The following is a 23,780-nucleotide window of genomic DNA, read 5'->3' as shown; positions in this document are numbered from 1 at the left end:
TTGCACCTTGGATGCTTTACTGAGTCATAATTCCATTGCTCGGATTTGTGCCTATCGGCATCTCGGCGCCGAGTTTTCAACAGTCGCAACGGAGGTATTCCGTCTTGACGGGGCCGCAGGGTCGGGCAATCTGTCGTTCATGTTCCTTCAATTCTTCACGTCGCTGCGCGACGCCCAGGTTCCGGTCACGCTTCGCGAATATCTGACGCTGATGGAGGCGCTCGACGCCGACCTCGCCGATCAGAGCGTGGAGAACTTCTATTACCTGTCGCGCGCCGCGCTGGTGAAGGACGAGCGCAATCTCGACAAGTTCGATCGGGTGTTCGGGGCGACCTTCAAGGGTCTGGAAAATCTGCTCGATGCAATGGAGAAGGCGGAGATTCCGGCCGAATGGCTGAAGAAGCTGGCCGAGAAATATCTCAGCGAGGAGGAGAAGAAGCAGATCGAGGCGATGGGCTGGGACAAGCTCATGGAAACGCTGAAGAAGCGCCTCGAGGAGCAGAAGAAGCGGCATCAGGGCGGCAACAAGTGGATCGGGACAGCCGGAACCTCGCCGTTCGGCGCCGAGGGTTACAATCCGGAAGGTGTGCGGATCGGCCAGGAAAAAAGCCGCCACCAGCGCGCCGTGAAGGTGTGGGACAAGCGCGAGTTCAAGGATCTCGACGGCAATGTCGAGCTCGGCATCCGCAATATCAAGGTCGCGCTACGCCGTTTGCGCAAGTTCGCCCGCACCGGCGCGCCGGACGAACTCGATCTCGACACCACGATCCGCGAGACCGCCAATCACGGCTATCTCGACGTGCACATGCGGCCCGAGCGCCGCAACGCCGTGAAGGTGCTGGTGTTCTTCGACATCGGCGGCTCGATGGACAGCCACGTCGCTCAGGTCGAGGAATTGTTCTCGGCGGCCAAGAGCGAATTCAAGCACATGGAATATTTTTACTTCCACAACTGCCTGTACGAAGGCGTGTGGAAGCAGAACAAGCGCCGCTTCACCGATCGCACCCCGACCTGGGACGTGCTGCACAAGTTTCCGCACGACTACAAAGTCGTGTTCGTCGGCGACGCCTCGATGAGTCCGTACGAGATCATGGTTCCGGGCGGCTCGGTCGAGCATGTCAACGAGGAGGCCGGACACGTATGGCTGGAGCGGGTGCTGCGCACATATCCGCACGCGGTGTGGCTTAACCCGGTGGCGCAGCGGCACTGGGACTATTCGGAGAGCACCACCATCATCCGCCGGCTGTTCTCGCAGAGAATGTATCCGATCACGATCGAGGGACTGGAAGGCGCGATGCGCGAGCTGGTGCGCTGAGGACTTGAAGGCGTCATTCCGCGGCGCGAGCGCCAGTTCGCGAACCTAGAATCGCTTCGATCCAAATAGCGAGTTCCGGGGTCGCGCTTCGCGCGCCCTGGAATGACCCGGCGATAAAACAAGAAGTTGACGAGGAACGACCATGTCCCAGACCATCACCCGCGGCATCAAGGCACTGCTCGACGACGCCAATGCGGCGATCGAAACGCTGACGCCGGCCGAGGCTATCGCCCTACAGAACGATGCCGGCGTGCTGATCGTCGACCTGCGCGATCCGCGCGAACTCGAGCGGGAGGGGCGGATCCCGGGTTCGTTCTCCTGTCCGCGCGGCATGCTGGAGTTCTGGATCGACCCCGAGAGCCCCTATGCCAAGCCGCAATTCCAGCAGGACAAGAAATTCGTGTTCTACTGCGCCGGCGGATTGCGCTCGGCGCTCGCCGCCAAGACCGCGCAGGACATGGGACTGAAGCCGGTCGCGCATATCGAGGGCGGCTTCGCCGCCTGGCGCGACGCCGGCGGCCCGGTCGAAGCCTGGGTGCCGAAGAAGAAGTGACCGAGGCGCATTGCGATCAGACTTTGGTCTCCGGCGGTCACACGCGGGCTTGACCATCGCCTCGCTTGCTTTCCTCGCCATTGCGAGCGAAGCGAAGCAATCCGGTTCCGTGCCGGAGCTGGCTTGCTTCGTCGCTGCGCTTCCTCGCAATGACGGGTTGGATTGGTCTTGTCGATTGCTCGAGGTTATCTCATGACTGCCACAGTCGATCCCCTGGTCTCCACCGACTGGCTCGCTGATCGTCTCGGCGATCCCAGCGTCAAGATCATCGACGCCAGCTTCAAGATGCCCGGCGTGCTGCCGCTGCCGGCGGAGGACTATCTCGCCGCGCACATCCCGGGCGCGGTGTTCTTCGATGTCGATGCGGTGTCCGATCACACCAGCCCGCTGCCGCATATGTATCCGACCGCCGAGCAGTTCGCGCGCGACGTCGAGGCGCTCGGCATCTCGTCCGGCGATACCGTGATCGCCTACGATGCCGGCGGCTGGGTGGCAGCGCCGCGGGCATGGTGGATGTTCCTGTCGTTCGGCCATGCCGACATCCGCATTCTCGACGGCGGGCTGAAGAAGTGGATGGCGGAAGGCCGGCCGACCGAAGCCGGCAAGCCGACGATCGCGCCGGGCCGGTTCAGCGCCAAGCTCGATGCGTCGTTCGTCCGCAGCCGCGATCAGCTCGTCGCCAATCTCGATCACCGTGCCGAGCAGGTGATCGACGCCCGCGCGGCGCCGCGGTTCGAGGGCAGCGTGGCTGAGCCGCGTCCGGGCCTGCGCGCCGGCCACATTCCGGGCAGCCGCAATCTGCCGTACAACGACCTGATCGATGCGTCGAGCGGCACCATGAAGCCGCTCGACGAGCTGCGGCAGATCTTCGAACGGGCGGGGCTCGATCTGGCGCTGCCGGTGGTCACCACCTGCGGCTCCGGCGTGTCCGCCGCGGTGCTGACGCTGGGGCTCTATCGGCTCGGCGTGCGCGGCTCGGCGCTCTACGACGGCTCATGGTCGGAATGGGGGTTGCAGGACGGTCCGCCGATCGCCACCGGCGCGCCGTAACCGGCTGGCTTACAGACCCGAATCGGATTGCGGCTGCACGGTCCGCCGCCGCACGATCTGACGACGCTGCTTGGCAGGACGACGAGTTTCGGGATTCGGCCGTGCCACCGGCAGCGGCGTCGCGCCCGGCGATGGCAGCGTTTCGCCGATCGAGCCGGTGATATCGGGCGTGTCGGCGGCAGGTGAACTTGCGGCAGGCGAAGCGCTGGAGGGCGAAGCGATGTCGGGCGAAGCGGCTGCGGCTGGCGCGGGCTCGTTGGCGGCGGGGGCGGTCGCCGCGGTCCTGGTCTTGACGCGTGGATCACGCCGCGGGGTGGGGATCGGCCCTGTCAGAGGCTCCACTTCGGGCAGTGGCTCTGCGACCGGCTCGGGGGCGGCGGCCGATCTGGTCTCGGCGGCGGGCGTCGCGGCGGACGGCACTTCCGCCCCGGCCTGCGGGCCGTTCTGATTCGCCGCATCGGTCACGGTCGCCTGTGTCTCCGGAGTCGCGGGGATGGCGATCGAGGTGTCAGGCGCTTGCGCCTCCGGCGTCAGCGCGGCCGGCGGTGCGGCCTCGGGCATGGCAGGGGCGTCGGGCTGTAGCGGCGCGATGAGGGAAGGGTAGTCGGTCTCCGGGGTGGCGCTCGCGCTGCCGCTGCTCGGTGAGGCTGAGTCGATGGCAACTGGCGCCGGTTCGGCCGGAGCTGCTTGCATCGGCGCTTGCGCAGCGAGCGGCGCGATTGCTGCCGGCTGTGCGATGACTGCCGGGGGCGGCGGCGAATCGATCCGAAGCATGCTCAGGCTCGGCATCGGCGCCTCGGGTGACCGTGCCAGCAGCGTGATTGCCGCAGGCCGGACCGTATGCACGTTGACGAACTGCTCGTGCGTCGCCCGAAGCAGGGCGGCAGCGCCGAGGCCGAACACCAGCAACGAAACCGCAAGCGTAATCGCCGCGAACAGAAACCGGAAACCGGGAAGCATCTCGGATTCATTCCATCATCGCGCATCGAGCGCGACGGCACTTTTTGACCAACACCAACGCGGCGACCACTACGACATTCTGCTTCGCGGCCGACAAAACCTGCCGCGAATCAAAGCCATCCGACAATAGCGCAAAACGAGTCGCATCACGCGCCGCGAAACGACTCAGGACATCATTCAGCGGGTGCGGCCGATGGTTGCTGGCGGACGCTTTCCGAGGTGTGCCGGGAGCGAACGGAAATCTCGAATCTGCGACCGACGACCGCGCCTGTCGAGTTTTCCGCGGCCATAGGCGCTCGTGCGCTGCAAAGATTGCCAAAATTCGCGTGATTGTGCCGGCATCGTCTTGAATGCGCCGCGATCCTCCGGCATCCCGACGCCGTTAACGGTCCGGTTGCGGCTCCGATTTACAAACGGGTTATGATGAACAAGCGCTTACTGACGTTGCTGGCGTCCGCCGCCATGGCCGCCGCGGGAACTTCCGCCGCGCTCGCGCAGAACTATCCCTCGACCCCCGGCGCCTATGTCGGGCAAGCCGGGGAGGATCGTCCGGGGCTGCCGAACTTCGACAGCATCGACGACGAGGATGCGCCCGCCGCTCGTCATTCCGCGACGCTGCCGCCGCCCGGCCCCGTGCTCTCGCCGGACGATCCGCGCTATGGCCGTCCGGCCGCGCCGATGTATTCCAATGCGGCTCCGCAGGGGCCGGTGATGTCGCCTGACGATCCGCGCTACGGCCGTCCGATGGCGCCGCCCGCCTATTCCAACGCGGCACCGCAAGGTCCGGTGATGTCGCCGGACGATCCGCGTTACGGCCGCCCGATGGGGCCGCCTGCGGTGATCTATTCCGATCGCGGCAACGATGGCGTGCGTCCGCCGGCCGGTGTCAGCGGCGCATCGCCATCGCCTCAGCTCGGTGCCGACGGCAGGCCGCTGCAAGTCTCGGCGTTGCCGCCGGAAGAGCAGCCGGATGCCGACCAGAGCGTGCAATTGCCGCCGAATCTGCGCCGACAGGAGGTCGACTTCGCCACCAAGGAGCCCGCCGGCACCATCGTGGTCGACACCGCCAATACCCATTTGTACTACGTGCTCGGCAACGGTCGTGCGGTCCGCTACGGCGTCCGCGTCGGCCGCGACGGCTTCACCTGGAACGGCGTCCAGAAGATCACCCGCAAGGCGGAGTGGCCGGACTGGCATCCGCCGGCCGAGATGATCGAACGCCAGCCCTATCTGCCGCGCTTCATGGCCGGTGGTCCGGGCAATCCGATGGGCGCCCGGGCGATGTATCTCGGTTCGACCGTCTATCGCATTCACGGCACCAACCAGCCGTCGACGATCGGCAAGTTCGTGTCCTCCGGCTGCATCGGCATGCTGAACGAAGACGTTGAAGATCTGTTCGAGCGCGCCAAGGTCGGCACCCGCGTCGTGGTGATGCCGGGGTCGCCGCCGAAGCCGACCGCGACCGCGCAGGCGCAACCCGCCGGGACCATGGCCACCGGACAGTCGTTGCCCCAGCCTCCGGCGCCGCTGCCGGGCGCACAGCCGACATCCGTCCAGCCGCTGCCGGCGCCCGTAACGATCCGCTGACCGAACTGCGCTCTTTGCAACGAAATCGACGCCCGCCGGTGCAAGCCATCGGCGGGCGTTTTGCCGAGATGAAGAGGGGGCGGCTGTCAGCCCCGCGGCGGTGGCTTGTGGGCGTGCTTGGCCCGCCACGCCGGACCAGGACCGCGCATATAGTGCAGTTCCGGCCGATACGGCGCGAACGCCTGGACGAAGAACTGCCGCCAGAACAGCCGGATTTCGGCCAGCACGCTGGTGTCGGGCGCGGCCTGCTGCTCGTGACGTACTTCGTTGGTCGTGGTGAGGCTTGCCATGCTTGTCGCCCCGTGGGTCGGTGCAGCGCCGTCGCGTCGGCGCACCCGTCACCGCCGTGAGCCACGAGTGTTGGACGAGGTCGTTAAAATTGTCTTCGAATCGTTCGCATCTCGGAATCGCGCGAGAACAGGCTGAACGAGGTGTTAACGAGGATCGGGCGCGCCGTTAGTAGGAGCGCTTGAACGAATAGCGGCGCACCCGCCTGGCCATCTGCGAATACACCTCGACCGTGAATTCCTGCGGATGCTGTTTGTCGAGGGTGCGGATCGCGGTCGCCAGTGCGGGCTCCAACGCGATGGCCTGCTTCAGCAGATCGTATCCTGCACGCATGCCGCCGAATGCGGCCTGCGTCTGGGCTTCGTCGCAGGCCGCATCGGGCAGCGCTTCGGCGAGTGAAGCCGCGCGCGGCAGAGCGTCGAGCGCCGGGTAGAACAGCTCGGCCAGCTCGAGCGGCTGTCCGGTTTCGATCGCCGCCAGCAGCGTGACGATCGGGTAGCGCGGCGGACCGTCCGACCTGCCGAGGAACTGCTCCAGCTCGCGGTCGGACAGCCGCGCCCGCACGATCCGATACATGTTCACCAGCCGCTTCACGGCGCGCGGTGATTGACAGGCGAGCGCCCCGATCAGAGGGCTTGCCAAGAGCTCGACCTCTTGCTTCTCCAGTTTGAGCGAGGCCAGAGCCGCGCTCACCGCGCCGAACTCGTCTTCCTCCGGCAACGGCTCGTCCGGCAGGCACACGGTGCCGTCAGGAGCTTCCAGCTCGTCCATGGCGAGCTTCCGGGCAAAGTCAGCGTCCAGCCGTAGCGACGTCGACGCCAGCACCGACTTGAAGATGCTTGGACCCGGTGTCGCGCGCTCGTTCTCTTTCAGGAGCGTCCGTACGTAAGCGCCGTAACTGCCTTCGGCGGTGCCGTCGCCGGGCGTCAGACGTTCCAGCCAGAACGCGATCTGGAAGATCTTCTCCAGATAATCGAGCGCCTGCTTGCGTCGTGCGATGCTCGGGACGTGCGGCGCGTCGTTGCCGGCGGCGCCGTCCTTGTCGAACGATCTCGCGATCGCCGCTTCGATCCAGCGGACGTCGACTCCGACCACGACGACGAACAGTTCGAACGACAGCAGCAGGTGAATCGCCTGCAGCACCGCGTAGACCTGATCGTGGGTGCAGCGGTCGAGATCGTCGATATACAGCACGATGCGGTCGGGCACGCGCAGCCCGCTGCCATCGCCGGTCGCCAGCCATTTGTCGCGCAACGCCGCTTCGTCCTTGGACAGCTTTTTACCTTGCCGGGATTTCTCATCCGCCTTGCGGCCGAGCCGGGCGGTGGCAACGATGGCGTCGAGCTGCTCGAACGATCGCCGCGCCCGGCTGACGATGCCGACGTGCTTGTCGTAGTCGCGCACGTCGCTGTCTTCGAACAGGAAGTAGCGCAGGATGGTGGCGGGCGCGTCCGCCGGTTGGCCGTGCAGGAAACCGGTCAGCGGCTCTCGGGAGGTTGCGAGTTCTGCCTCCGCGGCGGTCAATGCGGCGGCGGCCTCTGCAGCTTGCTTGCGTTTGGTTTCGAGATCCTTGGCGGCCTTTTCGCGCGCGCCTTCGACCGCCTTGGCGTATTTCCAGGCGCCGTCCATGATCGGCTTGGCCATCCTGAACGTCTGCCACAGCGCACCAAGCGCCGCGAAGGTGCCAGCGCCCCAGGCGCCGATCCGCTGATACAAGGTCGCGGCATCGGTCGTGTCGAATGCGGGCAGGACGACGCTGATCCATCCGATCGCCAAGATCGCGACGATGCCGAGCCAGGTGGCCGGGCCGCCGCCGATCAGGATGCGTCCGATCAAGGCCAGCTTTCCCGGCGCCGAGGCTGCGTCGGCGACGGCGGCCGCGAACGTCTTGGTGTCTGCGGCGAGATCGTCGCGATAGACGCGGCGCCCGATCTCTTTCAGCTTGGCCTGATTGTCGTTGCGGATGGTCTCGAAATCCGCCTGCAACTGGTCCCAAGCCAGCGCCAGTTCGCTGGCGGCGAGCTGCTTCTCCGCGGCGGTCAGGGCCGCGTTTGCCGTCTCCAGTTTGCGCTTCGCCTCGTCCACCTTGCCGGCCGCCTGAGCGGCGCTCGCTTCCAGGCTTCTCACCTTGTCGGCGACCTTGGTGATCAGCTCCTGATAGTCGCGCTGCCGGCCGCCGTCATGTCCGCCGCGGCGGAGCTGATCGAAGAACACCGCGGTGAGGCTGGCCCACAGATTGGCGTCGGCGAAATGCCAGGCATTGAACCGGATCTGGACGATGTCGTCGACGAAATTGGGGTCGTCCTCTGCCGGTGCAGGGGAGGCGTGGCCCTCGGGCGGCAGCGCGGTGAGTCGTTTAACCTCGCTCTGGATGCCTTCCATGAAGGTCGACTTGCCGGACCCCCATTCGCCCAGCAGGCAGATCGACAGCGGCGGCGTCGCCTGTTCGAGGCAGATCATCCGCGCGAAGGCCCTCACATCGGCCCGGATGTCGAGCGGATCGCCGCGACTGGACGGAACTGTATCGGAGGTGGCCTCACCAGCTTCCGTCTGCTCTGTGGCCACCATTGTCGGCCCCGCAGCAACCGCATCGTCGATTGTGAAATGCGGTTTGTTTCGCTAGAAGAGGCATCCTCTCTCAAAGCTCGTGAAGGTTGCAAGGCCAAAATGGCTCGCCAGTTCGTCTATTTCATGCAGGGTCTGACCAAGGCCTATCCGACCCGCAAGGTGCTGGATAACGTCCATCTGTCGTTCTATCCGGACGCCAAGATCGGCGTGCTCGGCGTCAACGGCGCTGGTAAATCGACCCTGCTGAAGATCATGGCGGGGATCGACAAGGAATATACCGGCGAGGCCTGGGTCGCCGAGGGCGCCCGCGTCGGCTATCTCGAACAGGAGCCGCAGCTCGATCCGGCGCTCACCGTGCGCGAGAACGTCATGCTGGGCGTCGCCAAGCAGAAGGCGATCCTCGATCGCTACAACGAGCTGGCGATGAACTACTCCGAGGAGACTGCCGACGAAATGACGGCGCTGCAGGACCAGATCGAGTCCGCGGGGCTGTGGGATCTCGACAGCAAGGTCGACCAGGCGATGGACGCGCTGCGCTGCCCGCCGGACGACGCCGATGTCAGCAAACTGTCGGGCGGCGAACGCCGCCGCGTCGCGCTGTGCAAGCTGTTGCTCGACCAGCCCGATCTCCTCCTGCTCGACGAACCGACCAACCATCTCGACGCCGAGAGCGTGTCGTGGCTGGAAAGCCATCTGCGCAACTATCCTGGTGCGATCCTGATCGTCACCCACGATCGCTACTTCCTCGACAACGTCACGAGCTGGATCCTCGAGCTCGACCGCGGCCGTGGCATTCCCTACGAGGGCAACTACTCGTCCTGGCTGGTGCAGAAGCAGAAGCGGCTGCTGCAGGAAGGCCGCGAGGATGCGGCCCATCAGAAGACCCTCGAGCGCGAGCAGGAGTGGATCGCGTCGTCGCCGAAAGCACGCCAGGCCAAATCCAAGGCGCGCTATCAGCGCTACGAGGAACTGCTCGCCAAGGCCTCGGAGAAGCAGACCCAGACCGCCCAGATCATCATTCCAGTGGCGGAACGGCTCGGCAACAATGTGGTCGATTTCGAGCACTTGACCAAGGGCTTCGGCGACCGCCTGCTGATCGACGATCTCACCTTCAAACTGCCGCCGGGCGGCATCGTCGGCGTGATCGGACCGAACGGCGCCGGCAAGACCACGCTGTTCCGGATGATCACCGGGCAGGAGAAGCCGGATTCCGGCACCATCACGGTCGGCGAGACGGTGCGGCTCGGCTATGTCGATCAGTCGCGCGATGCGCTCGATCCGAAGAAGACCGTCTGGGAGGAAATCTCGGAAGGCAACGAGCTGATCCTGCTCGGCAAGAAGGAAGTCAATTCCCGCGGCTATTGCTCGGCGTTCAATTTCAAGGGCGGCGATCAGCAGAAGAAGGTCGGCTCGCTGTCCGGCGGTGAGCGCAACCGCGTCCATCTCGCCAAGATGCTCAAGAGCGGCGCCAATGTTCTGCTGCTCGACGAACCGACCAACGACCTCGATGTCGACACGCTGCGCGCGCTCGAAGAGGCGCTGGAGGATTTCGCCGGCTGCGCCGTGATCATCAGCCACGACCGCTGGTTCCTCGACCGTATCGCGACGCATATCCTTGCGTTTGAAGACGACAGCCATGTCGAGTGGTTCGAAGGCAACTTCCAGGACTACGAGAAGGACAAGATGCGCCGTCTCGGCCAGGACGCCATCATCCCGCACCGGGCCAAGTACAAGAAGCTGACGCGCTGAGGCGCGTCAGTCAGGGGTGAATCAATGCGACGGCGGGGAAATACGTCCGGTAGCGCCGGGCGTCCCGCGTCAGGATCGGAATCGTCACCGCCGCGGCGTGGGCTCCGATGAAGAAATCGGCCAGGATACTGGTTCGGCTTCCACCGGAGCGGCGATAGTCGCTGAAGGTCCGACCGGCGAGATACAGGGCTGACTTGGGGAGCCACTCGAAATCGAGGCCGAGTTCGCTCACGACCGCATCGAGCGCCTGCTGATTGGCGTAGCGGCTCGCCAGTTCGGAATAGACGATCTCGTTGATCAAGAGTGGTCCATGCAGGCCCTGGCGATGGAGCGCCAAGGCCGACCACTGCTTCCAAATCGGATCAGTGGACAGGATGTCGATTAGAATATTGGTGTCGATCAGCGTCACTTACGGTAGTCATCCTCGGGCTTGCCGCGCAACTCGCGCATGATGTCGTCCGTGCTCCCGCGGATCGGATGGCGCTTCGCGATCGCCTGCAGTTTCTTCAGGTACTCACCTTCGGATTCTTTCTTTCCTATGTAGATTCCGCCCGACGCCGTATTGCGGATCTCGACTTTGTCTCCCGGCTTGATGCCTGCGGCGTCGCGAACCTTCTTCGGCAGCGTGACCTGGCCTTTGACCGTAACTGTCGTGCCCATGCAGCCGCTCCGGTATTACATTTTTGGGAACGGTAATACCCACCGGTCTTCGTGTCAACGATCGAGCTCTTTGAGTGCCCTCTCTGGGCGGTCGTCCAGCTTGCAAAATCCTTCCCGATCAATAGCTTTCCCCTCGCAGACTCGGGGGCGCAAGGGACGCTGAATGGCCGACTGGAATGCCGAGCAATATCTGAAATTCGAAGACCAGCGGACCCGGCCGGCGCGGGATCTGCTGGCGCAGGTGCCGACCACGGCACCGCGCAAGGTCGCCGACATCGGCTGCGGCCCGGGCAATTCGACCGCTCTGCTGGTCGAGCGCTGGCCGGAGGCCGCGGTGATCGGCGTCGATACTTCGGCCGACATGCTGCGTCAGGCGCGCGAGCGGCTGCCGCATCACAAGTTCATCGAGGCCAATGTGGCGCATTGGACTGCGCCGCCTGGTACTGAGGTGTTGTTCGCCAATGCGGTGTTCCAGTGGGTGCCGGACCATCTGAAGCAACTCAAGCGGCTCTTGTCGGGGCTCGACGACGGCGGCGTGCTCGCGATGCAGATGCCCGACAACCTCGACGAGCCGTCGCACATCCTGATGCGCGAGGTCGCGCTGCAGGAGCGGTGGCGCCATCAGCTGTCCAAGGCGGCCGAACTCCGCGACGGCCTGCCGAAACCGGGCGTGTATTACGATGCGCTGAAGCCGCTGTGTAGCCGGCTCGAGATCTGGCACACAGTGTACAATCACGCGCTCGATGGCCCGGAGGCGATCGTCGAATGGGTCAAGGGAACAGGGCTGCGGCCGTTCATCGATCCGCTCGATCTGCCGGAGCGTAAAGCCTATCTGGCGGCCTACACGGCGCGGATTGCCGCGGCCTATCCGGCCCAGGGCGACGGTCAGGTGCTGTTGCGGTTTCCGCGGATTTTCATCGTCGCGGTGAAATAGCTGCCCCGCTGTCGTCGTGGGGGCGACGCGGCCAAGGCGTGCTGTTTCGTATTGCGTTTGATGTCCGGCTTATGGTCATGAACTGCGGTTAAACGCCGCTCCCCTGCGTCTCGACAGAATCGGAGCGAGTTCCCAATTGACTGATCGCCTTATCCTGCTGTTCGGAGCTTTCCTTCATGTCGATGACACCCGAGACGCCGCTGCCGCCCAAGGGGTTGGGGCTGCGCCCGATCCCGATGTTGATCTTCGGATCACGTTGGCTGCAACTGCCGCTTTATGTCGGCCTGATCGTCGCCCAGGGCATCTATGTGGTGCTGTTCCTGAAGGAGCTGTGGCACCTGTTCCAGCACTCGTTCGACTTCAGCGAGCAGCAGATCATGCTCGCGGTGCTGGGGCTGATCGACGTGGTGATGATCTCGAACCTCCTGGTGATGGTGATCGTCGGCGGTTACGAGACCTTCGTGTCGAGGCTCGGCCTGCGCGGCCATCCGGACGAGCCGGAATGGCTCAGCCACGTCAATGCCAGCGTGCTGAAGATCAAGCTGGCGATGGCGATCATCGGCATCTCGTCGATCCATCTGCTGCGCACCTTCATCGAGGCGGGCAACATCGGTGCGCCGGGCCGGGTGGGCGGTTACACCGAGACCGGGGTGATGTGGCAGACCATCATCCACACCGTCTTCATCCTGTCGGCGATCGGCATCGCCTGGGTCGACCGGATCTCCAATCTGGCGATCGAGGAAGCCAAGGCGCACGCCGGACATTGATCGGGCTGGTGCGTTCGGGCGTGCTGGCGCTCGGCGTCGCGCTGGCGGCCGCGATGGCCGTCGGCGTGAGCGCGGCGCGAGCTGCGGATGCCGGCTTCGACCGGTTCATCGCCTCGCTCTGGCCGGAGGCGCAGCAGGCCGGTGTCTCGCGTGCGACCTTCGAGGCGGTCACCCGCGGGCTGGAGCCGGACTACAAGCTGCCGGATCTGATCCTGCCTGGGCGGCCCAAGACAGGCGCGCCGTCCCAGGCCGAATTCGTTCAGGTGCCCGCCGACTATCTGAAGGAAGCGCGGATCGAGAGTCTGGCCGTGCACGGCCGCAAACTGTTGCGGCAATATCGCCCGACATTGACCGCGATCGAGCAGCGTTTCGGCGTTCCTTCTACGGTCGTGCTGGCGATCTGGGGGCGCGAGACGGACTACGGCCGCTACCGGCTGCCTTACGACGCGGTCCGGGTTATGGCGACGCAGGCCTATGTCGGCCGCCGCAAGGATCAGTACCGAGTCGAACTGATCGAAGCGATGAAGATCATCAGCGACGGTGTCGTGACGCGGGAGGGGATGCGGTCGTCCTGGGCCGGCGCGACCGGCCTGACCCAGTTCCTGCCGTCTGAGTACTACAAGCACGGCGTCGATCTCGACGGCGACGGCAAGGTCGATATCTGGCGCTCGGTGCCGGACGCGCTGGCCTCGGCCGCGCAACAGCTCGTCAACAAGGGCTGGAAACCGGGCGTGCGCTGGGCCTACGAGGTCAAGGCGCCGGCGCGCGCCGATTGCACGTTGGGCGTGCCGGAGGTCACCAAGCCGGTCGGGCAGTGGCTGCGTGAAGGATTTCAGCTCGCGCGTGGCGGCCGTCTGAGCGCTGCCGAACTCTCCGAGCCGGCATCGCTGTTGCAACCGGAAGGAATCTACGGTCCGGCATTTCTGACCACGGCCAACTACTTCGTGATCAAGCAGTACAATTTTTCCGATCTGTACGTGCTGTTCGTCGGCCATCTCGCGGACCGGATCACCGATCCGCGCCCGTTCGCGACGCCATGGTCGGCCTCGAAGCAGCTCCGCACCCGGGACGTCGAGGCGATGCAGCGCGGGCTGAGCAGACTCGGCCTGTATGCCGACAAGATCGACGGCAAGGCCGGGATGCTGACCCGCGCGGCGCTCGGTGCCTATCAGAAGCGAGCCGGACTGAAGCTGGATTGCTGGCCGAGCGAAGCGGTGCTCAGGTCGATCGAAGCGGCGCGCTGAGCCCAAACGAAAACCCGGCCGATCGCTCGGCCGGGTTCCGGAATTCTTCGCAGGATGCGGCGTCCCGCGCGTCGATCAATCGCAAACGCGGACGCGACGCGAGCGCCACACGCCAGCGTAGTCGTCCCAGAAGCGCTCGCGAGCCCAGCGGCAGTCGGGCTCTTCGACATAGACCGGCGCGGGGGCGGCATAGGCGGGGCGGCTGGCGGCAATGGCGCCGCCGAGCAGGGCGCCGCCGATCAGGCCGCCCGCAACGCCGGCAGCGATCCGGCCGCCATCGGCCTTCGCGGCCGGGGCGATGCTGACCAGCGAACCGGCGATGGTCGCGGCCGCAATCAGGACGGTGACAGTCTTCTTCATTTGAGAGGCTCTCCTGGGATCGCGCCGCGCCAGGCGCTGTTGAACGAACCGGTATTCCCCGACGGCACAGCATCAAAAAAGCGCAATGTCGTCAATTGTCGCGTATCGGCTGGCGGATCAGTGTCGCGCAAAAACGGTGTTTTTCGGGCGATACCGTCGACGCCCGGAATCCGGGCGTCGAGGCTGATGTTTGGTCGAGCGCTGCGGTAAAAGGTTCACCGTCAGTCGCAGACGCGGATCCGGCGGATTCGCCAGCCATAACCGTCCCAGAACCGCTGCCGCTGCCAGTAGCAGCCGCCGTAGTAGCCGGGCGACACCACATAGGCCGGAGCCGGCGCGTAACCGTAGTAGCGCGGTCCGTACCCGTAGCCGTACCCACCACCGTAATAATAGCCGCCGGGGCCGTAATACGGCGAGGACAGCGCGCCGCCGATGAGCGCTCCACCGATCAGGCCGGCGGCGATTCCCGCGCCGAAGCCGTCGTGCGCCTGTGCCGGCGCCGCTGATCCAACGGCCGAAACCGCCAGCGTGGCGGCCGCGGCCAACGCCATCATCGACTTGTTCATGGCATCACCTTTCGATCGACTGCCGGACCGAATGGGGCGCGGGCGCGACCCGCTGTGGTCCAGAGCCTCAAGCTTTCACCAATCGATTGAACGAACCATGAATGCGGCCGCCGCAGTGCTGCCATGGTCGGTTCCGGCCGATGGTGCCGGGCTTTCCGCGTTTCGCTTGCAGCTTTCCCGCCGCGCTCGGATCGGTTGGGGCAGGGGAGACGACGAGAGCGCGTTCCGCCTGCGAAAGGGTGGGGACGACGTGAGACCGTTGACGAAAATCAAGCTGCCTATTGCAGATTGGAATAGCTTGAATTTGCACGTTTTCCTTTTGCTTCAGCGAGTGCAACTCACTATTCGAAAGCTGTGACCTGCTGGATTGAGACCGATGATCGTTTGTTCTTGCAACGTCCTCAGTGACCACGATGTCCGCGCCACGATGCACTCCGAAGGGGGGCCTGCTCGGAGCCCTGGCGAGGTGCATCGCTGCCTCGGCTGCAGCCGCAAGTGTGGTCGCTGCATGCACACCATCAAGAACATCATGAACGAAGCGCTGTGCGGCGCCGATCATCGTCACACCGGTTCCTAATCCGTTCACTGATACCTCTGCTCCGGCCCACGATCGGGATTGCATTTCACCCGCAGTGTGATCTAGAATTATTCTAATTCTAAAGCGGTCGCTTCGGCGGCCCTCCGATTGCAGGAGTGACGGAACAATCATGAAGGGCGATGCCAAGGTCATCGAATATCTCAACCGCGGTCTGCGCAGCGAGCTGACGGCGATCAATCAGTACTGGCTGCACTATCGGCTGCTCGATAACTGGGGCCTCAAGGACCTCGCCAAGGTCTGGCGCAAGGAGTCGATCGAGGAGATGGTCCACGCCGACAAGTTCACCGACCGCATCCTTTTCCTCGACGGTTTTCCGAACATGCAGGTGCTCGATCCGCTGCGGATCGGCCAGAACATCAAAGAAGTGCTGGAGGCCGATCTGCAGGCCGAAATCGACGCACGCACGCTGTATCAGGAGGCGGCGACCTACTGCCACAGCGTCAAGGACTACGTGTCGCGCGATCTGTTCGAAGAACTGATGAAGGACGAGGAAGGTCACATCGACTTCCTCGAGACCCAGCTTGAGCTGGTCGGCCGGATCGGCGTCGAACTGTATCAGCAGCACCACATCGGCGAGCTCGATCACTGATCGCGAAGTCGGGCTGCCTCCATTCGGTGGGCGGCCTCCCTCACGTCGTCCGGCGCGGGTCCCGCGCCGGCGGCAAAGGGCAGTCCTTGTAGGCTGCCTCGATCGCCGCGTCCGAGCCGTCGACCTTGAAGACGGCCGTGCTGGTGCCGGCATTCAGCGATCTGATCCGCACCACGAGTTGATTCGACCCGTGCAGGTCGGCAATGAACTGCTGCAGCGGTGCGGCGTCTTCGATCACAATCACCCGCAAGCCGAGTAGCACCCGCGATTCGACGCTGTCGCGCCCCGGCTTGTCGTCGAACCGGTAGCCGAGGCTGGTGTTGCGATCGCTGCCGATCTTGAAGCCGAAATTGACCTTGGCGATCGGCCGGTTCTCGAAGCAGGTGAGCTGCAGCGTTGCCGGGGCTGCCATCAGCGGATCGGTGCTGTTCGAGGCACGCGTGGTCAAGGTGAAAGCTCCCGCCACCGGCATCCCGGTGATCAGGTCCGGCTGCTGATCGATCCGCCAACTGCCGGACTTGATTGATCCATTGCTGACGCATCCGGCCAGCACCACGGCGATCACGCAACTCGCAACCCGCACCGCAACCTCCCCCGGCCGTGATCACAATCATGCAACCAATGCGTGCGTGACGCAAGATTGAACCACGGCGGCAGACGTAAGAACGGCCCGGCTTCGCGTGAAGCCGGGCCGTGTTCGTTCCGAAGAGAGTGGGGGCGAACTACGCTGCGCGCACCGAACTGAGGAAACGCGCGACTTCGGTCTTGAGCTGGCTGCTGTCGCTGGACAGCGACCGCGCCGCGGCCAGCACCTGCGACGACGACTGGCCGGTCTCGGCAGCGCCGCGCTCAACATCGGTGATGTTGGCGCTGACCTGCATGGTTCCCTGCGCCGCCTGCTGGACGTTGCGCGAGATCTCCTGCGTGGCCGAGCCCTGCTGCTCGACCGCAGAGGCGATCGCCGACGAGATCTCGGACATCTGACTGATCGTTGTGCCGATCTCCTTGATGGCCGACACCGACTCCTCGGTCGCCGCCTGCATGCCGGAAATCTGCTGGCTGATTTCGTCGGTCGCTTTCGCGGTCTGTTCGGCGAGCGCCTTCACTTCCGCCGCGACCACCGCAAACCCGCGGCCGGCTTCACCGGCGCGCGCCGCCTCGATCGTGGCGTTGAGCGCCAGCAGGTTGGTCTGGCCGGCAATGGTGTTGATCAGGTCGACGACGTCGCCGATCCGCTGCGCCGCGGTGGCGAGCTGATTGATGCGATCGTTGGTCTTGTTGGCCTGCTGCACCGCCGAGCTGGCGATCCGCGACGAGTCCTGCACCTGACGGCTGATCTCGTGGATCGACGACGCCATCTCTTCGGTGGCGGAGGCGACCGACTGCACGTTGCTGGTGGCGATTTCCGACGCGCCGGCCACCGCCGCCGTCAGTTTCTCCGCTTCCTCCGCGGTGTGCGCCAGCTTGCTGGCGGAGGCTTCGAGTTCGGTCGAGGCGCTGGACACTGCTTCGACGATCCGGCCGACCGCGCCCTCGAAGGCGTCGGCGAGCTTCTGCATTTCCTGCTTGCGCTGCATCGCAGCGATCTCGTCCTGGTGCGCCTTCTGCTCGGTTTCCTCGCGAGCCCGGTGATCGGCGTTCTCGCGGATCACCACCACGGTCTTGGCGATGTCGCCGATCTCGTCGCCGCGCGCCGCGCCCGGGATCTCGACGTCGAGCTGGCCGCCCGCCATCTTGCCGAGCGCGCCGTTCAGCAGCATCAACGGCCGCGAGATCCCGAAGAAGGTGAACACCATCGAGATCACCAGCGACATCATCACCAACATGCCGAGCGCGAAGTTGATCCGATTGGCGCTCGACAACTCGTCGGCGGCCTGGGTCTTGGTGGATTTGGCGGAGTGTTCGGCGCGATCGATCGCCTCGCGCATCAGGCCGAGCGCCTGCGTTGCCATCGATTGCGCCTGGGCGATCAACTGATCGCGCTTGGTCTTGTCGGCGTCGCTGCCGGCTCCGCTCTGCACCGATTTGATCGCTGCACCGGCCTGTGTCATCGCGCCATCGTAGTTGGCTGCTAACGTGCCGATCGATCGTAGTCGTTCCTTGTCGGCGCCATCGGCGATCTGGGCTACCGCGACGCCGATCTGGCGGTCGACCGTCTCGCGGGCCCCGCGCAGACCCGTGAGGGCAGTGTCGACCTGAGCCGGGGTGGTGGCGAGGCGAAGCTCGGCGGCGGCGAGCTGCATTCCACGCAACGCGACGTTGGCTTCGAGCCCACGATCGGCGACCATCTGCTGCGCGTCGGCACGGGCGTTGACTGCGTTGATCGACCGCTCCGTGGTCAACTGATTGGCTGCCATGCCGAGCGACAGGGCGATGCTGGTCAGGCTCGCGAGGCCGAGCTTCATTCCGATACTGTTGAGTCTCATGTCGAGAACCTTCGGGTTGGGGCGGTTCACCTTCTTTGGGCCGCGCAGAAATCCTGGGTGCGCCAAAGCGCATCGCCCGCAGCAGTACGCCGCCCCCGTGAAATCACGGTTAACATTGGAAATCTGGAATTACCTTGCGCGGCAAATAGTTACCTGTATTCAGGCAGATGCGTCGTAAAGCGCGTCGTGAGATACCTTACGTAGTTGTCCGGATGCTGCCGCTTTGGTGACCGGCTACCGCAGAGCCCCCGCTGCGCTCGGCAATGTCGGCAAGCCCGGAGTCGATGATCGCCAAGCCGAACTGATCAAGCAGATATACGCCAGGACCAAGCTCGCTTCCGCAGTCGCCGAAGGCTTCCGCGTGCGAGGTGGCGAAGTCGATCGCCGACGAGATGACCGCGGCCAACCGCGGCGCGGTGTCGCCGCGCGGCTTCGAGCTGTCGGCACGGCGGATCGGGCGGCTGATGCGTGAGCGGTTTCAACCTCGGCTTCGTCGATGTCGGGGCTGGGACACCCACGTCAATCAGGGCGCAGCGACCGGCTATCTCGCCGACCGCCTCGGCGAACTCGGTCACGCACTCGCGGGCTTCCGTGAGGGGATCGGGCCGTCGGCGTGGCGCGACAGCGTGGTGGTGGTGATCTCCGAATTCGGCCGGACGTTTCGCGAGAACGGCGACCGTGGCACCGATCACGACCATGGCAGTGTCTACTGGGTGGTGGGCGGCGGCTCAATGGCGGGCGCATTGCCGGTGAGCAGATCGAGCTGTCGCTGTTTCAGAACCGGGACTATCCGGTGCTGACCGACTATCGCGCGCTGTTCGCCGGTCTGGTACAATAAATCTACCGGCTGGATGCCGCAGCGCTGCAACGGGTCTTCGCTGGCGTGCGGGCGGCCGATCTCGGCTTTGTGTGATCAGCGCTTCGCGACTTCCACCGCCGCCTCGTTGCGGCGGACGAAGGGAAGCGTGAACGGCGCATCGTAGAACAGTCCGTAGGGCGCGCTGACCGGCTGCCACTGCGTATTGGCGAGCGCGCTGATCAGTTGCTGCTCGCGCTCGCGCAAGTCGCGGCCGGTGCCGGAGAAGCGCAGTGTCGCGATGGTCTGTTCCGGCACGGTGACGATCTGCACCCGCGCATCGTCCGGCTTCGGCGCCGTGTCGGCGGTGTACGCCGCCGGAAAGAAGAATCTCATCCGCGTCATTCGTCCCTGCGTCGCGGTTTCGACCGGCGTGGTCATGGCGATCCTGGAGGAGCGTGCGACGTCGACCGGCACTGTCATTGCGACACGCTCCGACCTGCCCGAAGCGTCGCGATTGGCCCCGGCGATGTAGTTGAACAACAGCGTGAAGGCCTGGCTGTCGGCATTGCCGTTGCGTTCGAGATCGACCTCGGCGGCAAGGCGTGGCGCGTAGCGGCGGACCTCGATCGTCTCGGCCGGCCGGTCGAGCACGGTGTAGGCGGGTTCCTCGTACAGCCGCAGGCCGACCACGCCTAGGACGGATTCGACGGCCAGAACCATGTAGTACCAGATCGCCGAGGCCATTCCGCCGTCTCCGCCGCTCGATGCTGCTCGGCGTCAGCTAATCATTGCACGGCGATCGGCAAGGTTTTGTGTCTGATCGGCCGCGTATCGCGACGTGGCCGGTGGCATTGCAACACCGGCCGTGCCGCGCGCTGAGGACATCGCGGTCGCCGCCGATCAGTCCTTGTGCTTGCGCTTCTTCTTTTTCTTGCCGCCGTCGCCGCTCGTGTCGTCGCCCGACGCGATCTCGGCCTCGGCATTAGCCGCCTCGATCGCAGCGGCGACCTCACGCGCGGCGGCTTCTCGGGCCGCCTGTTCGAGCGCCTCGGCGGCGATCCGCTCTTCCAGTTCACGCGCCTCGCGGGCCCGCTGCGCCTTGTAGTCTTCGTAAGCGTCGAAGATCAGGTGCAGCCAGGGCATCACCTGCTCGATCGAGGGCAGCGCGCCGGCGGGGCCGGGCTCACCGCGCGGGCCCTGTTCGCCGCGCGGCCCTTGCTCGCCACGAACACCTTGTTCGCCGCGGGGGCCTTGCTCGCCGCGCGGCCCTTGCGGGCCGATTGGACCCGGCTTGCCGTCGGGACCAGGTTTCCCTGCTGGTCCAGCCTTGCCGGGAGTACCTGGTTTGCCTTGCGGGCCGGCCTTGCCTTGCGGACCGGGTTTGCCGACCGGACCCGGCTTGCCGCGCGGGCCCTCGGGGCCGGGGCGGCCCGGATGTCCTTGTGGTCCCGGTCGGCCCGGTTCGCCGGGACGTCCGCGCGGCCCCTGCGGCCCCGGACGTCCGCGGCGAGTGGTTTCTTCGTCAGCCACGCAACGCCCCCAAACGATTCCTGATCGGGCGACTTTACCAGAGCTTGCGTGACGGCTTCAATTCCGCAGCCTGATGCTGCCTCGACGCTATTCGGCGGCGTCGCTGCGCGCGACCGCGTCGCTCGGCGCCGGTTTTGTCGCGGTTGCGGACGACGGTGAGGTCGCGGTGGATTTCGACCCGGCGGCGGCCGGTTGCGCCGTGCCGGCCGCGGCGGAGAACACCAGGCCGTCGTCCTTGCGGCAGATGCCGTATGTGCCGGCGCTGTTCGAGGTCAGCGTGATCACCGGCTCGTTGCACGTCTCGCAGATCAGCGTGCCGGCGCCGTTTAGATGGCCGGGCAGGCGATCCTGCTTGCTGAGCAGCGTGCATTGCTGGCCGAGCGGATCGATCGACACCTTGGCGCCGCAGGAGAAGCAGTAGCGCGTCTCCGAATGCTGTTTGCCTTGATCGATGTTCGCCGGAATCTTGCTGGCGCACACCGGGCAGTTGACCGACACCGCGCGGGTGAACTGCGAGGCGCCCGGCATCCGCAGGAAGATGTTGCCGCTGGTCGAGCGGTGGGCATGGAAGCGCTGGCCGCAATGCGGGCAGGTCGGCTTGGCGCTGTCGCCCGGCAGGCTGCCGACCTGGAATTCGACCTGCTTCTTGCAGGCCGGGCAGTTCTCGGTCTCGGTGACCAGCTTGCGCTCGGGCGTGCGGCCGTCGGTGATCCGCGCTTCGATCTGCAGCGTATCACGTGCGGTCAGCATCTCGATCACGTCGAACGGCAGTTGCCGGCCGGTGATCTCGCCGAGCTCGTGGGTGACGCCGATCAGATTGTCTATGCACTGCTCGATCTGCGCCAAGTACACGGCGGCGGGAATCGACTCGTCGCGGCCGCCCTTCACCGATTTGTGGATCTGGCTGATCGAGGTCTCGAGCTGGCGCGCAAGCACGTCGAGATTGGCGGCCATTCGCGCTTCGGCGGCGCGCTGGCGCAGCGTCCACACCACCGCCATCGTGGCGAGGCTGGCGCCGAAGATCGCCGACACCTGACCCCAGAACCAGATCCAGCCCGATTGGGTGCCGAGCGCGAAACCGAGCACGATCATGAACAGACCGGTGCAGGCGGCGATGGTCTCGACCGGATGGGCCGAAAACACTTTCATGAAAGCTTTGCGCAGCACCGCTTAATCCTCGGAAACCTATTGGCTCAACCTATCGTCAATTCTGCCGCGCCGGAAGCGGGCCCCCGTAAAATGGCAGGGTTTTACCCATCGAACCGACCTCGACGATGGTCGCGTCTTCGCGTCGTCAAGCTGCGTTTGAGTTGCATCAAGGGCGATGCGATCGTGCGGCGCGGCCCCGCAGCCGCCGATCGCCGGTCGAGATCGGCAATCCTGCCGGGCTGGTTCCGGTCGAGCTGCCCTTTGACCGCTCGCGAGCCGCGCTGTGCCGACCGACTAGTATTCTCGCGTGGGTTGCGTAGCAAGAATTCTCAACTATGGTCCGTTCCCGTGCATTTGCAACCGCACATGGAGAATGACCATGCGTAAAGCTCTGGTATTCGGCGTTCTCGCAATCCTGCTGGCGGCGGCATCGCCGGCGCGTGCACAACTGTCCCTGCCGTATCCGGCTCTTACGATCTTCTTCAGGACGGCCGATCTCGAGCCGCTGTCGCAGAGTCGCTTCGTCCTCAACCTCGCGGCGCAGAGTGCGGCGAAGATACCGCAGGCCAATGTCAACCTGTTCGACGATTTCTACCTGATCAACGGCCAGTGGAGCGGATCGCCCAACAGTCTGATCGTTCACTTCAACGGCGTCCTGCAGAACCTCGGCCAGCGGCAGATGCCGCCTTGGATCGGCGTTGCGCAATTCTCCAACCACGCAATCACCTACGACATCCAGGCTGGATTCCAGCAGGTCAAGGCGAAGTACGGCATGCCGAACGCCCGCGCGGCCAGCGTCGTGGTGTATCGCACGCTGAACACCGGACTGCTGGTCTACGACTACCGGATTCCGATCAAGGGCGGACGCTGTCAGGAGTATCTGTTCACGCCGGATAGCGGCGGCTTCCAGCTCGGCATGCAGGTGAACTGCTACATGTCGCTGGTGGCGGTCGGCCGCGGTCGCGCCGGACATCGCTGAGCGTGCCGATGACGGATGCGGCGGCCGCATCCGTCGCACTAGCGCCGATCGCATGCGGCGCGGGGCTTCACCGATTCAGTTCGGCCTCGCGCCGTATCGTCCAGGAAACCTGATGAACTGACCGCGCCCCGGTCGGCCTCTCAGAAACCCGGCCCGCGATTGTAGGTGTCGACGAGCTGATTGTAGTCGCGCAGCAGGCGCGGCGGCGAGCCTTCCACCATCCATCCCGAGCCGGCGTTGCTCAGCATCATCTTCTCGCCGCTCGAATACGGCGTCTTGTCGCGATGGCGGCGCATCAGTTGCTTGGCGGTGACGAGAAAGGACTTGGCGTTCGACATGAACATCGAACCGATCCTGGCGTTTCGCTCGCCCTCGGTGAAAGCCTCGTTCGCCGCCACGGTCTTCCCATAGGCGTCGATGGCCGCTGTCAGCGCCGCCAGATCTGGCTTTTCGGCGTCGGCCGCGCGAACCACGCGCTTGGCGTCGATCATGGTCGCTTCGATCTGGTAGCGCGCCTTGCGGCCTTCGTTGCGTTCGATCGCAGCCAGCTTCTCGGCGGACTGACGGTCCTTGATGATTTCGACGCCCCCGCGCAATTTGCGGTCGGCATCCGCGAACGCGTCCCAGGCGGCGACCAGACGGGGATGCAGGGCTTTGCCCTTTGCCATCTTGTCGTCCTTGTAGTTCTCCTGCGTGTAGTAGTCGTCGGTCTCCTTCAGCAGCGGCTCGAGCTTGCCGACCGCGTCCGCGTAGGCAGAAGCGGCGGCTTCGAGGTCGGGTTCGTGCGGCTCGATCGCGTTCGCCTTCTCGACGACGGCGCGGCAGTCCTTGGTGTCGTAGATCGTGTAGGTGCCGTAGACGATCCGTTCCTTGCCGGTCGGTCCGGTCTTGGCGGCCCAGGAAAAATAGCGTGAGCGGGAATCGAACGCGCGCGCCGACAGCCGATTGAGGCAGCCGATATAGGCATTGAGCTTTTCGGTGAGAAGGTCGGACGAGTTCGGAGTTTCGGCCGCGAGCGAGGGTGCCACGACGACAAGACACATCAGACCGCCGACGAGCAGTCTGACGCCGGATCGGCGGGTGGCAGCCATTCGATTCTCCCTTTGGTC

General features: G+C 65.0%; 25 protein-coding genes. 12 read left to right on the top strand and 13 right to left on the bottom strand.

What is annotated here, in order from left to right:
• Nucleotides 1-139 precede the first annotated feature (139 nt).
• From FLL57_RS13550 to sseA, 3 genes are all read left to right on the top strand, one after another.
• Complete coding sequence (locus tag FLL57_RS13550; protein ID WP_142883148.1) at nt 140-1,315, top strand: vWA domain-containing protein; 1,176 nt, start codon at nt 140-142, stop codon at nt 1,313-1,315.
• A gap of 142 nt (nt 1,316-1,457) precedes the next feature.
• Nucleotides 1,458-1,868: a rhodanese-like domain-containing protein gene (locus FLL57_RS13545; protein WP_142883147.1), complete on the top strand. Its 411-nt coding sequence runs from the start codon at nt 1,458-1,460 to the stop codon at nt 1,866-1,868.
• Nucleotides 1,869-2,060: 192 nt separating this feature from the next.
• Nucleotides 2,061-2,918, top strand: a complete 858-nt coding sequence (sseA, locus tag FLL57_RS13540) for a 3-mercaptopyruvate sulfurtransferase (protein WP_047309750.1) — start codon at nt 2,061-2,063, stop codon at nt 2,916-2,918.
• 9 nt (nt 2,919-2,927) lie between these two features.
• Here the strand turns inward: sseA and FLL57_RS23340 are convergent, their stop codons facing one another.
• Nucleotides 2,928-3,878, bottom strand: a complete 951-nt coding sequence (locus tag FLL57_RS23340) for a hypothetical protein (protein ID WP_185966143.1) — start codon at nt 3,876-3,878, stop codon at nt 2,928-2,930.
• 420 nt (nt 3,879-4,298) lie between these two features.
• On the opposite strand from FLL57_RS23340, the gene FLL57_RS13530 reads away from it, so the two are divergent.
• Nucleotides 4,299-5,465 carry a L,D-transpeptidase gene (locus tag FLL57_RS13530; RefSeq protein WP_041807142.1) on the top strand — a complete coding sequence of 389 codons (1,167 nt, stop codon included), beginning with the start codon at nt 4,299-4,301 and terminating at the stop codon, nt 5,463-5,465.
• 86 nt (nt 5,466-5,551) lie between these two features.
• Here FLL57_RS13530 and FLL57_RS13525 read toward each other — a convergent pair whose 3' ends face one another.
• Both FLL57_RS13525 and FLL57_RS13520 read right to left on the bottom strand, forming a co-directional pair.
• Entirely contained in the window at nt 5,552-5,755 is a 204-nt protein-coding gene (locus FLL57_RS13525) for a hypothetical protein (protein WP_013501504.1), read from the bottom strand.
• 166 nt (nt 5,756-5,921) lie between these two features.
• Nucleotides 5,922-8,213: a P-loop NTPase fold protein gene (locus FLL57_RS13520; RefSeq protein WP_210244230.1), complete on the bottom strand. Its 2,292-nt coding sequence runs from the start codon at nt 8,211-8,213 to the stop codon at nt 5,922-5,924.
• Nucleotides 8,214-8,420: 207 nt separating this feature from the next.
• On the opposite strand from FLL57_RS13520, the gene ettA reads away from it, so the two are divergent.
• A complete protein-coding gene (gene ettA, locus FLL57_RS13515; protein WP_047309747.1) occupies nt 8,421-10,070 on the top strand; it encodes an energy-dependent translational throttle protein EttA in 1,650 nt (549 codons plus the stop codon).
• Nucleotides 10,071-10,080: 10 nt separating this feature from the next.
• Here the strand turns inward: ettA and FLL57_RS13510 are convergent, their stop codons facing one another.
• Together FLL57_RS13510 and FLL57_RS13505 are read right to left on the bottom strand one after the other, a co-directional pair.
• The gene (locus FLL57_RS13510) at nt 10,081-10,479 is read right to left on the bottom strand and encodes a type II toxin-antitoxin system VapC family toxin (RefSeq protein ID WP_013501507.1); all 399 of its coding nucleotides are present in this window, start codon (nt 10,477-10,479) and stop codon (nt 10,081-10,083) included.
• Nucleotides 10,476-10,730 carry an AbrB/MazE/SpoVT family DNA-binding domain-containing protein gene (locus tag FLL57_RS13505; protein WP_013501508.1) on the bottom strand — a complete coding sequence of 85 codons (255 nt, stop codon included), beginning with the start codon at nt 10,728-10,730 and terminating at the stop codon, nt 10,476-10,478. Before FLL57_RS13505 ends, FLL57_RS13510 begins: the two co-directional genes overlap by 4 nt.
• Nucleotides 10,731-10,893: 163 nt before the next feature.
• Here FLL57_RS13505 and tam point away from each other — a divergent pair, with 163 nt between their 5' ends.
• From tam to FLL57_RS13490, 3 genes are all read left to right on the top strand, one after another.
• Entirely contained in the window at nt 10,894-11,664 is a 771-nt protein-coding gene (gene tam / locus FLL57_RS13500) for a trans-aconitate 2-methyltransferase (protein WP_142883145.1), read from the top strand.
• 176 nt (nt 11,665-11,840) lie between these two features.
• Nucleotides 11,841-12,431, top strand: coding sequence for a TIGR00645 family protein (locus tag FLL57_RS13495; RefSeq protein WP_013501510.1), 591 nt, complete (start codon nt 11,841-11,843; stop codon nt 12,429-12,431).
• Nucleotides 12,432-12,484: 53 nt separating this feature from the next.
• Nucleotides 12,485-13,675 carry a lytic murein transglycosylase gene (locus FLL57_RS13490; RefSeq protein ID WP_047309771.1) on the top strand — a complete coding sequence of 397 codons (1,191 nt, stop codon included), beginning with the start codon at nt 12,485-12,487 and terminating at the stop codon, nt 13,673-13,675.
• A gap of 75 nt (nt 13,676-13,750) precedes the next feature.
• On the opposite strand, the gene FLL57_RS13485 is transcribed toward FLL57_RS13490, so the two are convergent.
• Both FLL57_RS13485 and FLL57_RS13480 read right to left on the bottom strand, forming a co-directional pair.
• Nucleotides 13,751-14,035 (bottom strand): hypothetical protein, encoded by a 285-nt coding sequence (locus tag FLL57_RS13485; RefSeq protein WP_142883144.1) that lies wholly within the window; start codon nt 14,033-14,035, stop codon nt 13,751-13,753.
• A 221-nt stretch (nt 14,036-14,256) separates the two neighbouring features.
• The gene (locus FLL57_RS13480; protein ID WP_047309742.1) at nt 14,257-14,601 is read right to left on the bottom strand and encodes a hypothetical protein; all 345 of its coding nucleotides are present in this window, start codon (nt 14,599-14,601) and stop codon (nt 14,257-14,259) included.
• A 376-nt stretch (nt 14,602-14,977) separates the two neighbouring features.
• Between FLL57_RS13480 and FLL57_RS13475 the strand changes: the two genes are divergently transcribed.
• Nucleotides 14,978-15,178, top strand: coding sequence for a (2Fe-2S)-binding protein (locus FLL57_RS13475; RefSeq protein ID WP_013501514.1), 201 nt, complete (start codon nt 14,978-14,980; stop codon nt 15,176-15,178).
• 130 nt (nt 15,179-15,308) lie between these two features.
• Nucleotides 15,309-15,788, top strand: a complete 480-nt coding sequence (bfr, locus tag FLL57_RS13470) for a bacterioferritin (protein WP_013501515.1) — start codon at nt 15,309-15,311, stop codon at nt 15,786-15,788.
• A 40-nt stretch (nt 15,789-15,828) separates the two neighbouring features.
• Here the strand turns inward: bfr and FLL57_RS13465 are convergent, their stop codons facing one another.
• Together FLL57_RS13465 and FLL57_RS13460 are read right to left on the bottom strand one after the other, a co-directional pair.
• Nucleotides 15,829-16,371, bottom strand: a complete 543-nt coding sequence (locus FLL57_RS13465) for a hypothetical protein (RefSeq protein ID WP_013501516.1) — start codon at nt 16,369-16,371, stop codon at nt 15,829-15,831.
• A 139-nt stretch (nt 16,372-16,510) separates the two neighbouring features.
• Nucleotides 16,511-18,214, bottom strand: a complete 1,704-nt coding sequence (locus tag FLL57_RS13460) for a methyl-accepting chemotaxis protein (protein ID WP_013501517.1) — start codon at nt 18,212-18,214, stop codon at nt 16,511-16,513.
• Nucleotides 18,215-18,582: 368 nt separating this feature from the next.
• Here FLL57_RS13460 and FLL57_RS13455 point away from each other — a divergent pair, with 368 nt between their 5' ends.
• Complete coding sequence (locus FLL57_RS13455; protein WP_235677139.1) at nt 18,583-19,014, top strand: DUF1501 domain-containing protein; 432 nt, start codon at nt 18,583-18,585, stop codon at nt 19,012-19,014.
• Between the two features lie 113 nt (nt 19,015-19,127).
• On the opposite strand, the gene FLL57_RS13450 is transcribed toward FLL57_RS13455, so the two are convergent.
• From FLL57_RS13450 to FLL57_RS13440, 3 genes are all read right to left on the bottom strand, one after another.
• Nucleotides 19,128-19,757 carry an SOUL family heme-binding protein gene (locus tag FLL57_RS13450; protein WP_142883143.1) on the bottom strand — a complete coding sequence of 210 codons (630 nt, stop codon included), beginning with the start codon at nt 19,755-19,757 and terminating at the stop codon, nt 19,128-19,130.
• Nucleotides 19,758-19,913: 156 nt separating this feature from the next.
• Nucleotides 19,914-20,543 (bottom strand): collagen-like protein, encoded by a 630-nt coding sequence (locus FLL57_RS13445; RefSeq protein ID WP_142883142.1) that lies wholly within the window; start codon nt 20,541-20,543, stop codon nt 19,914-19,916.
• 87 nt (nt 20,544-20,630) lie between these two features.
• Complete coding sequence (locus FLL57_RS13440) at nt 20,631-21,710, bottom strand: hypothetical protein (protein WP_013501520.1); 1,080 nt, start codon at nt 21,708-21,710, stop codon at nt 20,631-20,633.
• A gap of 361 nt (nt 21,711-22,071) precedes the next feature.
• On the opposite strand from FLL57_RS13440, the gene FLL57_RS13435 reads away from it, so the two are divergent.
• Entirely contained in the window at nt 22,072-22,671 is a 600-nt protein-coding gene (locus FLL57_RS13435; protein WP_142883141.1) for a hypothetical protein, read from the top strand.
• Between the two features lie 140 nt (nt 22,672-22,811).
• Here the strand turns inward: FLL57_RS13435 and FLL57_RS13430 are convergent, their stop codons facing one another.
• On the bottom strand, nt 22,812-23,762 hold the full coding sequence (locus tag FLL57_RS13430; RefSeq protein WP_185966142.1) for a YiiG family protein: 951 nt from the start codon (nt 23,760-23,762) through the stop codon (nt 22,812-22,814).
• Nucleotides 23,763-23,780 lie beyond the last annotated feature (18 nt).

Source organism: Rhodopseudomonas palustris, assembly GCF_007005445.1.
Lineage (GTDB): Bacteria > Pseudomonadota > Alphaproteobacteria > Rhizobiales > Xanthobacteraceae > Rhodopseudomonas > Rhodopseudomonas palustris_G.
The sequence above is the reverse complement of the archived record's forward strand: the minus strand, read 5'-3'. Positions and strand labels throughout refer to the sequence as shown.

What these genes read in the sequence shown, in the direction of transcription:
- FLL57_RS13430 (WP_185966142.1), bottom strand. Translation starts at nt 23,762, where the DNA reads ATGGCTGCCACCCGCCGATCCGGCGTCAGACTGCTCGTCGGCGGTCTG.
- sseA (WP_047309750.1), top strand. Translation starts at nt 2,061, where the DNA reads ATGACTGCCACAGTCGATCCCCTGGTCTCCACCGACTGGCTCGCTGAT.
- FLL57_RS13435 (WP_142883141.1), top strand. Translation starts at nt 22,072, where the DNA reads ATGCGTAAAGCTCTGGTATTCGGCGTTCTCGCAATCCTGCTGGCGGCG.
- FLL57_RS13495 (WP_013501510.1), top strand. Translation starts at nt 11,841, where the DNA reads ATGTCGATGACACCCGAGACGCCGCTGCCGCCCAAGGGGTTGGGGCTG.
- FLL57_RS13530 (WP_041807142.1), top strand. Translation starts at nt 4,299, where the DNA reads ATGATGAACAAGCGCTTACTGACGTTGCTGGCGTCCGCCGCCATGGCC.
- FLL57_RS23340 (WP_185966143.1), bottom strand. Translation starts at nt 3,878, where the DNA reads ATGCTTCCCGGTTTCCGGTTTCTGTTCGCGGCGATTACGCTTGCGGTT.
- FLL57_RS13450 (WP_142883143.1), bottom strand. Translation starts at nt 19,757, where the DNA reads ATGGCCTCGGCGATCTGGTACTACATGGTTCTGGCCGTCGAATCCGTC.
- ettA (WP_047309747.1), top strand. Translation starts at nt 8,421, where the DNA reads ATGGCTCGCCAGTTCGTCTATTTCATGCAGGGTCTGACCAAGGCCTAT.
- FLL57_RS13520 (WP_210244230.1), bottom strand. Translation starts at nt 8,213, where the DNA reads ATGATCTGCCTCGAACAGGCGACGCCGCCGCTGTCGATCTGCCTGCTG.
- FLL57_RS13475 (WP_013501514.1), top strand. Translation starts at nt 14,978, where the DNA reads ATGATCGTTTGTTCTTGCAACGTCCTCAGTGACCACGATGTCCGCGCC.
- FLL57_RS13550 (WP_142883148.1), top strand. Translation starts at nt 140, where the DNA reads ATGTTCCTTCAATTCTTCACGTCGCTGCGCGACGCCCAGGTTCCGGTC.
- tam (WP_142883145.1), top strand. Translation starts at nt 10,894, where the DNA reads ATGGCCGACTGGAATGCCGAGCAATATCTGAAATTCGAAGACCAGCGG.
- FLL57_RS13545 (WP_142883147.1), top strand. Translation starts at nt 1,458, where the DNA reads ATGTCCCAGACCATCACCCGCGGCATCAAGGCACTGCTCGACGACGCC.
- FLL57_RS13460 (WP_013501517.1), bottom strand. Translation starts at nt 18,214, where the DNA reads ATGAGACTCAACAGTATCGGAATGAAGCTCGGCCTCGCGAGCCTGACC.
- FLL57_RS13490 (WP_047309771.1), top strand. Translation starts at nt 12,485, where the DNA reads ATGGCCGTCGGCGTGAGCGCGGCGCGAGCTGCGGATGCCGGCTTCGAC.
- FLL57_RS13485 (WP_142883144.1), bottom strand. Translation starts at nt 14,035, where the DNA reads ATGAAGAAGACTGTCACCGTCCTGATTGCGGCCGCGACCATCGCCGGT.
- FLL57_RS13480 (WP_047309742.1), bottom strand. Translation starts at nt 14,601, where the DNA reads ATGAACAAGTCGATGATGGCGTTGGCCGCGGCCGCCACGCTGGCGGTT.
- FLL57_RS13505 (WP_013501508.1), bottom strand. Translation starts at nt 10,730, where the DNA reads ATGGGCACGACAGTTACGGTCAAAGGCCAGGTCACGCTGCCGAAGAAG.
- FLL57_RS13525 (WP_013501504.1), bottom strand. Translation starts at nt 5,755, where the DNA reads ATGGCAAGCCTCACCACGACCAACGAAGTACGTCACGAGCAGCAGGCC.
- bfr (WP_013501515.1), top strand. Translation starts at nt 15,309, where the DNA reads ATGAAGGGCGATGCCAAGGTCATCGAATATCTCAACCGCGGTCTGCGC.